The sequence below is a fragment of the Cupriavidus sp. 8B genome (genome assembly GCF_054589115.1).
The window spans coordinates 47,443-57,058 of the sequence record NZ_BAAILO010000615.1; the positions used below are offsets into that span (position 1 = coordinate 47,443).

Annotated in this window: 10 protein-coding genes; 4 read left to right on the forward strand and 6 right to left on the reverse strand. The window is 67.5% G+C overall.

Annotated elements, in window-relative coordinates; translation table 11 throughout:
* From ACYP5B_RS50625 to ACYP5B_RS50640, 4 genes are all read left to right on the forward strand, one after another.
* A partial coding sequence (locus tag ACYP5B_RS50625; RefSeq protein WP_459575017.1) for a DUF4126 domain-containing protein occupies nucleotides 1–603 on the forward strand: 603 nt, incomplete at its 5' end.
* A gap of 297 nt (nucleotides 604–900) precedes the next feature.
* Nucleotides 901–3,438 (forward strand): ABC transporter permease, encoded by a 2,538-nt coding sequence (locus ACYP5B_RS50630; protein ID WP_459575025.1) that lies wholly within the window; start codon nucleotides 901–903, stop codon nucleotides 3,436–3,438.
* Nucleotides 3,439–3,469: 31 nt separating this feature from the next.
* Nucleotides 3,470–3,907 carry a group II truncated hemoglobin gene (locus ACYP5B_RS50635; RefSeq protein ID WP_267605975.1) on the forward strand — a complete coding sequence of 146 codons (438 nt, stop codon included), beginning with the start codon at nucleotides 3,470–3,472 and terminating at the stop codon, nucleotides 3,905–3,907.
* A gap of 50 nt (nucleotides 3,908–3,957) precedes the next feature.
* Nucleotides 3,958–4,575 carry a DUF924 family protein gene (locus tag ACYP5B_RS50640; RefSeq protein WP_459575026.1) on the forward strand — a complete coding sequence of 206 codons (618 nt, stop codon included), beginning with the start codon at nucleotides 3,958–3,960 and terminating at the stop codon, nucleotides 4,573–4,575.
* A gap of 17 nt (nucleotides 4,576–4,592) precedes the next feature.
* Here the strand turns inward: ACYP5B_RS50640 and ACYP5B_RS50645 are convergent, their stop codons facing one another.
* The 6 genes from ACYP5B_RS50645 to ACYP5B_RS50670 form a co-directional block, all read right to left on the reverse strand.
* On the reverse strand, nucleotides 4,593–4,727 hold the full coding sequence (locus ACYP5B_RS50645; protein ID WP_459575018.1) for a hypothetical protein: 135 nt from the start codon (nucleotides 4,725–4,727) through the stop codon (nucleotides 4,593–4,595).
* Nucleotides 4,727–5,311, reverse strand: coding sequence for an LOG family protein (locus ACYP5B_RS50650; protein ID WP_400099075.1), 585 nt, complete (start codon nucleotides 5,309–5,311; stop codon nucleotides 4,727–4,729). Before ACYP5B_RS50650 ends, ACYP5B_RS50645 begins: the two co-directional genes overlap by 1 nt.
* The gene (locus ACYP5B_RS50655) at nucleotides 5,308–6,006 is read right to left on the reverse strand and encodes a TetR/AcrR family transcriptional regulator (RefSeq protein WP_459575019.1); all 699 of its coding nucleotides are present in this window, start codon (nucleotides 6,004–6,006) and stop codon (nucleotides 5,308–5,310) included. The genes ACYP5B_RS50650 and ACYP5B_RS50655 overlap by 4 nt, the downstream gene beginning before the upstream one ends.
* Nucleotides 6,007–6,165: 159 nt before the next feature.
* The gene (locus ACYP5B_RS50660) at nucleotides 6,166–6,666 is read right to left on the reverse strand and encodes a diacylglycerol kinase (RefSeq protein ID WP_400099077.1); all 501 of its coding nucleotides are present in this window, start codon (nucleotides 6,664–6,666) and stop codon (nucleotides 6,166–6,168) included.
* Nucleotides 6,566–7,720, reverse strand: a complete 1,155-nt coding sequence (locus ACYP5B_RS50665) for a glycosyltransferase family 4 protein (protein WP_400099079.1) — start codon at nucleotides 7,718–7,720, stop codon at nucleotides 6,566–6,568. The genes ACYP5B_RS50660 and ACYP5B_RS50665 overlap by 101 nt, the downstream gene beginning before the upstream one ends.
* A 103-nt stretch (nucleotides 7,721–7,823) precedes the next feature.
* Nucleotides 7,824–8,840 (reverse strand): UDP-2,3-diacylglucosamine diphosphatase, encoded by a 1,017-nt coding sequence (locus tag ACYP5B_RS50670; RefSeq protein ID WP_400099081.1) that lies wholly within the window; start codon nucleotides 8,838–8,840, stop codon nucleotides 7,824–7,826.
* Nucleotides 8,841–9,616: the final 776 nt, after the last annotated feature.

Here is a 9,616-nt window from a genome sequence, read left to right on the forward strand (position 1 = left end):
GCGTTGGCCGCGGGCTTGTCCTGGACCAGCGGATTCCGCCTTTACCTGGCCGTATTCACGGCTGGCGCGCTGGGCCGCCTGGGCTGGCTGCACCTGCCGCCCGGCCTGCAGGCGCTGGAATCGTGGTGGGTGATCGCGCTGGCCGCGGTGCTGGCCCTGGCCGAGTTCGTGGCCGACAAGGTGCCGGGCTTCGATTCCTTCTGGGACAGCATCCAGACCTTTATCCGCATTCCCGCCGGCGCGATCCTGGCCGCCGCGGCCTTCGGGCAGCTCGATCCGCAATGGATGGTCGCCGCCGGGCTGGTGGGCGGCACGCTGGCCGGCACCGCCCATGCCGCCAAGGCCGGCACCCGCGCCCTGATCAACGTCTCCCCGGAACCGTTTTCGAATTGGGCTGCCTCACTGAGCGAGGACGTTGCCGCCAGCAGCGGACTGCTGCTGGCTTTTTTCCTGCCCGTGGTGTTCCTGGTGGTGCTGGGCGTGCTGCTGCTGGTGGCGGCGTGGCTGCTGCCCAAGCTGTGGCGCGGCTTGCGCCATTTGCGCGACGCGCTGGCCAAGCGTGCGCCGGCGGCCTCGCCGGCGGGGCGCCAGCCCCGGCGCTGAGTGGCGGGTTCGCCCCTCGTTTTGCCCAATCCGGCCATAATCTGGCCCTGGTCCGGCGGATGCGCGCCGGGATCCACCCGCTGGTATCCTGCCGTGGCGCCAATCCCGGCCCGCGGCCTGCCCGGCTGGCCGCCGCCCTGCATGTGCACGGACAAGAGATTAGCGATTAGAGATAAGAGATCAATGTCTTCAGAACCCGCTTCCCAGCACGTTCCCGCAGCAACAACCGAAACCACCGTAGCGGCATCGTCCGGTGCCCGCCCGACGCGTTTCTCGCCCTGGCACCAGGCTTTGCGCATGGCGCGGCGCGACTGGCGCGCCGGCGAGCTGAGCCTGTTGCTGTTCGCGCTGGTGCTGGCCGTGGCGGCGCTCAGCAGCGTGGGTTTCCTGGGCGACCGGATGCGCCTGGGGCTGGAGCGCGACGCGCGCCAGATGATCGCCTCCGATGTGCTGATCGTGTCCGACCAGCCGTTCGATGCCGTCTTCGCCAGTCACGCCGCGCAAGCGGGCCTGGCCACCACGCAGACCGTCACCTTCCCGAGCATGGCCAGCGCGCACGCGCCGGGCCGAGCCGCAACAACGCAGGGGCCGCGCGCGGCCAGCGGGGCACCGGCCGACGCCACCTCGCAACTGGCTGCGCTCAAGGCGGTCGCCCCCGGCTATCCCCTGCGCGGGCAGCTCAAGGTAGCGGCCGGGCCCGGGGCGCCGGAAGCCGCCGCTACCGGCATCCCCGCCGAGGGTACCGTCTGGGTGGACGAGGCTTTGCTGGACTCGCTTGGCGTTGCCATGGGCGACACCATCCAGCTGGGCAGCCGCGGCTTTCGCATCGACCGCATCATCACGCAGGAGCTGGATCGCGGCGCCGGCTTCATGAATTTTGCACCGCGTGTGATGCTGCCGCTGTCCGACCTGGCGGCCACAGGGCTGGTGGGGTGGGGCAGCCGGGTCTCCTACCGCCTGCTGGTAGCCGGCCCCGACACCGCCGCGCAGGCTTACCAGAAGTGGGCCGAAGCTCAGATCGACAAGCGCGCGCTGCGCAACACCCGGGTCGAGTCGCTGGAATCCGGCCAGCCGCAGATGCGCGCCACGCTGGACCGCGCCGAGCGCTTCCTGTCGCTGGTGGCGGTGCTGTCCTCGATGATTGCCGCGGTGGCCATCGCCATGTCAGCGCGCCGCTATATGCAGCGCCATACGGATGCCTGCGCCGTGTACAAGTGCATGGGCCTGTCGCGCCGCGAGATCCTGCTGGCCTTCGGGCTGGAGTTCCTGCTGCTGGGCGTGGGCGGCGCGGTGGCCGGCGTGGTGCTGGGCTACCTGGCGCACTACGGCCTGCTGCTCTCGCTGGGCAACCTGCTGACCGTGACGCTGCCGCAGCCTTCCGCCTTGCCGGCCGTGGTTGGCGTGCTGGCAGGCGTCGTCCTGCTGACCGGCTTTGCCTTGCCGCCGCTGCTGGCGCTGACCCGGGTGCCGCCGCTGCGCGTGCTGCGGCGTGATATCGGCGCGCCGCCGGTTTCGACCTGGATCGCCTACGGGCTCGGCCTGGGCGCCTTTGTGGCGCTGCTGCTGGTGGCCGCGCGCGATCTCAAGCTGGGGCTGACCACCGCGGGCGGCTTTGTCGCCGCCGGTGTCGTGTTCGCGCTGCTGGCCCTGGGCCTGCTGAGCCTGTTGTCGCGGCTGATGCGCGGTGGGCGCCTGGCGCGCGGTAGCGTGGGCTGGCGCTTTGCGCTGGCGGTGCTGGAGCGCCGCCGCGGCGTGACGGTGCTGCAGACGGTGGCGCTGGCAGTGGGCCTGATGGCGCTGCTGCTGCTCGGCATGACCCGCAACGACCTGATCGCCTCCTGGCGCAACGCCACGCCGGCGGACGCGCCCAACCGCTTCGTCATCAATATCCAGCCGGACCAGCGCGCGCCCCTGTCGGGCATGCTGGAGCACGCCGGCATCGCCGACCTGCTGTACCCGATGGTGCGCGGCCGCCTGACACATATCGGCGGCCAGCCAGTGCGCGCCGATCGCTTCGCCGATGGCCGCGCCCGTAACCTGGTCGAGCGCGAATTCAACCTGTCCTATACCGACGCGCTGCCGGCCGGCAACCGCGTGGTGGCCGGCAACTGGTTCGGCGCCGGCAAGGCCGGCGCCTCGGTGGAGGAGGGCATCGCCAAGACCCTGGGGATCCGGCTCGGGGACACCTTGCGCTTCGACGTGGCGGGGCAGTCGGTGGAGGCGCCGGTCACCTCGCTGCGCAAGCTGGACTGGGGCTCGATGCGGGTCAATTTCTTCGTCATCTTGCCGCCCGCCGCCATGCAGGGCTTGCCGCAGACCTATATCACCGCCTTCCACCTGGCGCCCGCGCAAGCCGCGCTGGGCAACCGGATGGTGGCGGCCTTCCCGAACATCACGGTGGTCAACACCGACATGATCCTGCGCCAGATCCAGGACGTGCTCGACCAGGTCATCGCCGCCGTCGAGTTCCTGTTCGTGTTCACGCTCGCTGCCGGCGTGACCGTGCTCTACGCGGCGCTGTCCGGCGCGCGCGACGAGCGCAAGCGCGATGCCGGGCTGCTAAAGGCACTGGGCGCATCCGCCGCGGTGGTGCGGCAGACCCAGTACGCGGAGTTCCTGGTGGTGGGCGGACTGGCGGGCTTGCTGGCCAGCCTGGGCGCGATCGCGGTGGGCTGGGGCTTGTCGCAGTTCGTGTTCGATTTTCCCTACCGCTTCAACGGCTGGATCGTGCCGGCCGGTGTGCTTTCTGGCATGCTGTGCGCTTTCGCGGGCGGCTGGCTGGGTTTGCGCGAGGTGCTGCGCCAGCCCGCGTTGGCCACGCTGCGTGATGCGTGATACCTGAAGCCTGAACCATCTTTGAGTGTTTATGAGTACCGATTCCAAGCCTGAAAATGCGGCATCCGCGGCCTCCGACGCCGCCCCGGAAGTCACTGCCTATGAACTGATCGGCGGCGAAGCGCGCGTGCGCGAACTGGTCGACCGTTTCTACGACCTGATGGATCTGGAGGACGAGTTCAAGGGCCTGCGTTCGCTGCATCCCGCCTCGCTCGACGGCTCGCGCGACAAGCTGTTCTGGTTCCTGTGCGGCTGGCTGGGCGGCCCCAACCATTTCATCGAGCGCTTTGGCCACCCGCGCCTGCGCGCGCGCCACATGCCGTTCGAGATCGGCACCAGCGAGCGCGACCAGTGGATGCGCTGCATGGCGCTGGCCATGCAGGACGTCGGCTTGCCCGAAGACCTGCAGCTGCGCCTGATGCAGGCCTTCTTCGGCACCGCCGACTGGATGCGCAATGTGCCGCGTTGATGGGCAAGGCCACCGAACCAGCCACCGAACCAGCCAATGATCCCGACACCATGACGGACACGTATCTCGAAGCCGCCACGGAGCTGCCTGCCGGCGCCCGGCGCATACTCGATTTCTGGTTCGGCGCGCCTGCCTCGCCGGAATGGAACACAACACGCTCGGTGTGGTTCACCAAGTCCGATGACTTCGACGCCACGGTCCGCGCTGCCTTGCTGCCACTGTGGGACGCCACGCACGCGGGCGCGAATGCCGACTGGGCGCAAGGCCCCGAAGGCGCTTGCGCACGCATCGTGCTGCTGGACCAGGTGTCGCGCAACGTCTTTCGCAACGACCCGCGCAGCTTCGCCTCCGACCCGCAGGCGCTGGCAACGGCCCGCCAGATGGTGGAGAGCGGCGCCGACCGCCTGCTGCCAACGGCGTTCCACCGCATGTTCTGCTACATGCCGTTCGAGCATTCTGAGGCCCTTGCCGACCAGAACACGGCCGTGCGGTTGATGACGGCACTGCGCGACGAAAGCGAGGGCAAGGTGGACGTGGTCGAATGGGCGATCAGGCATCGCGCGGTGATCGAGCGCTTCGGGCGCTTCCCGCATCGCAACGCCGTGCTGGGACGGCAGGATACGGCGCAGGAGAGCGCGTTCCTGAAGGCGCCCGGCTCGTCGTTCTGAGCCGGGCTCGCCTGACGTTACTGTCCCGGTTGCCACATCAGCTTCACCAGCTTCACCAGCTTCACCAGCTCGATCCAGTACGCGGCATGGCGGCGGGGCTGGGACTCAAGCCGATGTAACAGGCCCTGGGCAGGGCCAGCGGGGAGCGCCATCAGGTCTCCTTGCGCTTCTCCTGCCACTTGTCCACCAGCAAGCGCGGCGCGTTTGCGAGCTTGTCGAGGATGCCTTCGGGCGTGGGGGCCACATGCAGCAGGTCGTTGTGGACCTGCTTCAGGAAGCCTTCGTCCACGGCGTGCTGCATGAAGCCCAGCATGCTGTCGTAGAAGCCTTCCACATTGAGCAGCCCCACCGGCTTGGCGTGATAGCCCAGCTGCAGCCAGGTGAAGGTCTCGAACAGTTCCTCGAAGGTGCCGACGCCGCCCGGCATGGCGATGAATGCATCGGCGCGGTCGGCCATCATCTGCTTGCGCTCGTGCATGTTGCGCACCACGTGCAGCTCGGTCAGGCCGCGATGGCCGACTTCCTTTTGCATCAACGCATCCGGAATGATGCCGATGGCGGTGCCGCCATTCGCCAGCACGGCGTCGGCCACCGTGCCCATCAGCCCGACCTTGCCCCCGCCGTACACCAGCGCAAGGCCGCGCTCGGCCAGGGTCTTGCCCATGGCGCGCGCCGCGGCGGCGTACTCAGGGCGATTGCCGGGGCTGGAGCCGCAATAGATGCAAACGGACTTCACGTTTTTTCCTTTTCGGTTTGTGCCGACCTGGCGGCAGCGTATTCCCGGGCTTGCTTGTCGAACGCCTGGCGGGCCTTGCCGCGCAGGTAAGGGGCAAGGATCGAGAAGATGTGGTAGCTGGCACCGTGCAGGTAGCCGCGGATCAACTCGGGGTCGTTGTACTGGCGCGGATGCTGCACGAACTGGAAGGACAGCCAGTAGGTCGCGATCACCACGATATTGGTGCAGATGGCCTCGACCTGCTCGGGCGTGGCCTCCATCTCGCCGTCTTCCTGGAACTGCCGGCAGATCTCCATCGCAAAGCGTTTCTTCTGCTCGACAATACGCTTGAAGTTGGTTTCAAGCATGCGGTTGCGCGCCAGCAGGTCGTTGATGTCGCGGTACAGGAAGCGGTAGTTCCACAGGAACTCCGCCATGTACTGCAGGTAGCCCCAGCTTTCGTCCAGCGTGGCCTTGTGATCGTCGGGCAACTTCAGGCGGCGCTCCATCTCCTGCTCGAACAGCACGAAGATGGAGTTGATGATGTCGTCCTTGTTGCGGAAGTGATAGTAGAGATTGCCGGGGCTGATCTCCATGGCTTCCGCAATGGTGGTGGTGGTGACGTTGGGCTCGCCCACCTCGTTGAACAGGCGGAGCGAGACGTCTAGGATGCGGTCCCGGGTGCGGCGGGGGCCGGCTTGCTGTTTGGGTTCCATGGGCGACCGGGCGAGCGGCAATTCGGTAAGTTGAAGGCGATTATAAGCAATCGCCGTTCGCCGCAATGCCGCAAGCGCCTTTGGCCCTGTCCGCGCGGCGCTTTGTCCGCTGGTGCCGGGCATGCGCCGGGCATGCGCCGGGCTTGCGCCGCGAGCCTGTCAGGCCGCCAGCGCGCGCAGCCAGTCCACCACGATGGGCCCCGCAATGGCCAGCCAGGTGCCGCCGCACAGCACCAGCGCCAGCATGACCGCGGCGCTGCCGAAGTCCTTGGCGCGCTTGGAGAGGCTGTGCCGCTCCAGCGAGATCCGGTCCACGGCGGCCTCCACGCTGGAGTTGAGCAGTTCCACGATGAGCACCAGCAGCAAGGTGCCCAGCAGCAGGATGCGCTCGACGATGCCGACCGGCAGCAGCAAGGCGCATGGCGTCAGGATCACCACCAGCGTCAGCTCCTGGCGAAACGCGCTTTCTTCGAGCACCGCATAGCGCAGGCCGGACACCGAGTTGATGCCGGCATGCCAGGCCCGCGCCAGGCCGCGGTTGCCCTTGTGGGGGTTCTGCTCAATCGTGTACTCGTTGCTCGGCGAATCCGGGGCCGGGGTGGCGGTCTGCGGCGCCGGCGGGCGGTGCGGTTTGGACGGTGTGCGATGCGGAGTCGGCATGTTCGGAAGAGGGGCGGGCAGCGGTGCCGGTAGTGCCGTTGGGGGTAGCGCGTACGGCCGGCAGCGGCTGCAGGTGAGTCAGGAACTGCTCGGAGGCGGCGCGCCACGAGAACCGTTCGGCATGGGCGCGAGCGGTGGCGCGGTCGATGCGCAGCGCTTCCAGGCAAGCTTCACGCAAGTCTTCGTGCATCACCCCGGCGTCACTGTGGCCGAGCACATCGATCGGCCCGGTCACCGGATAGGCCGCCACCGGCAGCCCGCTGGCCAGGGCTTCGAGCAGCACCAGCCCGAACGTATCGGTGCGGCTGGGGAATACGAAGACGTCGGCCGAAGCATACACCTTTGCCAGCTCCGGCTGGCTCAGCACGCCCAGGTAGTTGACCCCCGGATAGCGCGCGCGCAGCGACGCGAGCGCCGGCCCGTCGCCCACCACCCATTTGGAACCGGGCAGGTCCAGCGCGAGGAAGGCCTCCACGTTTTTTTCCACGGCCACGCGCCCAACGTAGAGGAAGATCGGGTGCGCCGTGTTGAGCACGTTAGCCTGCTGGGTGGTGAAGACATCGAGATCGACGCCGCGGGTCCACAGCACGCCGTGGGTGATGCCGAAGCGATGCAGGTCTTGCAGCACCACCGGCGTCGGCGCCATCACGGCGCGCGCCGGGCCATGGAACCAGCGCAGGAAGCGGTAGGTCCAGGCCAGCGGAAGGCCGAAGCGCGCCTGCACGTACTCCGGAAAGCGCGTGTGGTAGGCGGTGGTGAACGGCAGTTGCTCGCGGATCGCATGGCGGCGCGCCGCCAGCCCGAGCGGGCCTTCGGTGGCGATGTGCAGCGCGTCCGGCGCGAAGGCGCGGATGCGCTCGCGGACCCTGGCGCCGGCGAACAGGGACAGCGCGATCTCCGGATAGGTCGGGCAGGGAATGGTGGTGAATTCCTGCGGCGTGATCAGCTCCACCGTGTGCCCCATCGCGATCAGCTCGCGGCGGGTGGACTTGAGCGTGCGCACCACGCCATTGACCTGCGGCTCCCAGGCATCGGTGACGATCAGGATCTTCATAGCTGCTCCTTGCGGCCAGGCCGCGTGGGTGGCCGGCCTCGGCGAGGCCACGGCAATACCGGTGTTCGGGTGGCGGCGTGGCGGATGCCGCGCTCAAGTCTCGTCAGGCCGTGGCGGTGGCGCGGCGGCCAGCCGTGGCCGGCGCGTCGAGCAGCGTGGTCCAGTAGACGATCTGCAATTCGCCGTCCTGCGTCTCCACCAGGGCGGAGAGGCTCTCCACCCAGTCGCCGTCGTTGCAGTAGAGCTGGCCGTCGACCTCGCGGATCTCGGCCTTGTGGATATGGCCGCAGATCACGCCGTCGCAGCCGCGCCGGCGCGCCTCATCCACCATCGCCTGCTCGAACGAGTTGATGTAGTTGACCGCGTTCTTGACCTGGTGCTTCAGGTATTGCGACAGCGACCAGTAGGGAAAGCCCAGGCGGGCGCGGATGCGGTTGAAGTGGCGGTTGACCGCCAGGATCAGGGTGTAGAGCGAGTCGCCCAGGTAAGCCAGCCAGCGCGCATGCTGCACCACGCCGTCGAACAGGTCGCCGTGCACCACCCACAGGCGCTTTCCTACGGCGGTGACGTGGACGGCGTCCTCGCGCACCGTGATATCGCCGAAGGCGAGGCCGTCGAACTGGCGCGCCACCTCATCGTGGTTACCCGGCACGTAGATCACCTCGGTGCCCTTGCGCGCCTTGCGCAGCAGCTTCTGCACCACGTCGTTGTGACTTTGCGGCCAGTACCAGCCGCGGCGCAGCTGCCAGCCATCGATGATGTCGCCGACCAGGTAGAGCTGGTCCGATTCATTGTGCTTGAGGAAGTCGAGCAGGTAATCGGCCTGGCAGCCGGGCGTGCCGAGGTGGATGTCGGACAGCCAGATGGCGCGGTAGTGGCGGATGGGATGGGACGGTTGCTGGGAGTGGGCGGTGGGTTCGGCAGGCGCGGCGTTGGCGGGAGCGGTTGCGGACCGGGCCCCAGGCCGTTGCTGCAAGTCGCTGGCCGGTGGCATGAAGGCGGCCAGCGCGGCAGGCAATGACATGGGCCGCGGCAGCGATTGCGACTCGGTGGTGCGGCTGCGCAGCAGTTGCGTGGCCTTGGCCAGACGTCCGCAGGCAGAACGAAGAGCTTGAACCATGGCGGCCCCGGTAGCGACGATGGCTGCATTGGGCCTGTCGCGTGTGACGGAGCGGTGACGGGAGCGTGAATGTCATATGAAGGTTAAAGAACGGGGGGTATGTGCTTTTAGCCCGCTGACGCGGGGGATGCGTGTGTGGGCGGGGTTTTCGCTCTTCTAGCTGCTGGCGCGGCTGTACGGGGTTGGCCGTTTACACACATGTGAGATGTCACTTCTCTTTACTCGTAAAGAGAAGTAACCAAGAGAAAGCGATCCTTGCAGGAGGCTGGCGTGTCGGGGTTGCGCAGCCCGGTGGTTTCGTCGTCAGGCCCCGGGTTCTAATGGCCTCATGCCGTTACCGGTTTAAATGGCCACGATCTTGCGAATGACGCCGGTTTCGTCGTGAGGCTGCTCGGTAGCAGCATCCCTGCCCATTCGCCCATCTGCCGGTACCGGCTCGAAGCATCACGATATATCACGCCGTGATGGTTTCGTGGTGGGGTGGGCGCGGTGGTGAATCCCTCAAAACTATTCCGGCGGTGCCACCGCGCCCACGACGAAAACGGGGCGCTTGCAACTTCGTGGCCGCCCGCGCCGCGAGCGACAGACGGCTTGAAATTCGTGGTGGTGGCTACCGGTGGGGGCCACCACGAATCCCCGGGCATTGGCAGCGTCGTGGTGGTCTAAACTGTTAACGGCACGAGTCCATTAGCACCCGGGGCCGTACGACGAAACCATTGGGGTCCCCAATGACGCCACGCCAGCCTCCTGCAAGGATCGCTTTCTTTTGGTTACTT